Here is a 1005-nt window from a genome sequence, read left to right on the forward strand (position 1 = left end):
GTCGCCGCGGTGAGCACGGCGTCGACCTCGCCGTCGGTTGCAGCCGCGATCGCGCCGACGGTTTCCAGCGTCGCCGGGTCGATCACCGGCTTTCTTGTGCCGGCCATCGGCCGGTAATCCGGATTGACGAAGAAAGCCGGTCGATCAGCGGAGAATTCCATGGTCTTCCTTTCAAGCCCGCTCAGCGGATCATGTAGACTTTCTTGATGGTCTCATGGACGGTGCAGACGCCTTTCCAGTCCTGCGGAAAGAACGCTGCGGTGTCCGGTTCGATCTCGATCACCTCGCCGGATTCGTGGACATAGGTGCAGCGACCCTCGAGGAAATGGCAGAACTCGTCGCGGGTGACGTGGCAGCGCCATTTGCCTGGGGTGCAGACCCACAGCCCGCATTCGGAGCGGCCCTCCGGCCCCTTGTGCAGCAGCTTGCCCGAGGTGCGGGATTCGCCCTCGATCATGGTGGGGATGACGCCCCAGTCGACGAGGTCGGTGAGGGCGAGCGGCGATTTCATGATCGGCGTTGGCATGTCGTGAAGCTCCAGTGCGGCAGGTTTGAGTCAGGCCAGCATGTAGACGTTGCGGATGGTCTCGTGGACGGTGCACTCACCGGTCCAGCCGGCCGGGAACATGACCACCGTGGCGGCGGAGACTTCGATGACCTCGCCGTCGTCCGACCTGTAGGTCGCGCGGCCGGCAACGAAATGGCACAATTCGTCGCGCGGGATACTCAGCCGCCAGCGGCCGGGCGTGCAGACCCAGATGCCGGATTCCGGCTGGTTGTTCGGCCCCTTGTGGACGAGCCTGCCAGTAGAGTGCGAAGCGCCTTCCAGCGCATCCGGCTGGGCGCCCCAATCGACGAGGTCGGTTCGGGTCGAGGCCTGGTGGAGATGTGGTGCTGAGGAGGTCATGCGGGTGCTCCGCTGGTGCGACGCATGACTTCGCGATGGTCTCGCTCTACGGCGCCCCCCTCTGTCCTGCCGGACATCTCCCCCACTTGGGGGGAGAT

2 protein-coding genes and 1 pseudogene are annotated in these 1005 nt (G+C 64.9%); all 3 read right to left on the reverse strand.

Features of this window, described 5'->3' with window-relative positions:
• Window positions 1-161 (reverse strand): annotated as a pseudogene (locus E5W87_RS30795) (aldehyde dehydrogenase); the annotation flags it as partial.
• A gap of 20 nt (window positions 162-181) precedes the next feature.
• Entirely contained in the window at window positions 182-526 is a 345-nt protein-coding gene (locus E5W87_RS30800) for a cupin domain-containing protein (protein ID WP_292406316.1), read from the reverse strand.
• Window positions 527-556: 30 nt separating this feature from the next.
• Window positions 557-907 carry a cupin domain-containing protein gene (locus tag E5W87_RS30805; protein WP_292406319.1) on the reverse strand — a complete coding sequence of 117 codons (351 nt, stop codon included), beginning with the start codon at window positions 905-907 and terminating at the stop codon, window positions 557-559.
• Window positions 908-1005: the final 98 nt, after the last annotated feature.

The sequence above is a fragment of the Mesorhizobium sp. genome (assembly GCF_004962925.1).
Lineage (GTDB): Bacteria > Pseudomonadota > Alphaproteobacteria > Rhizobiales > Rhizobiaceae > Mesorhizobium.

Excerpts from the sequence above, each read along its gene's own strand:
- E5W87_RS30805 (WP_292406319.1), bottom strand. The coding sequence starts at position 907 with ATGACCTCCTCAGCACCACATCTCCACCAGGCCTCGACCCGAACCGAC.
- E5W87_RS30800 (WP_292406316.1), bottom strand. The coding sequence starts at position 526 with ATGCCAACGCCGATCATGAAATCGCCGCTCGCCCTCACCGACCTCGTC.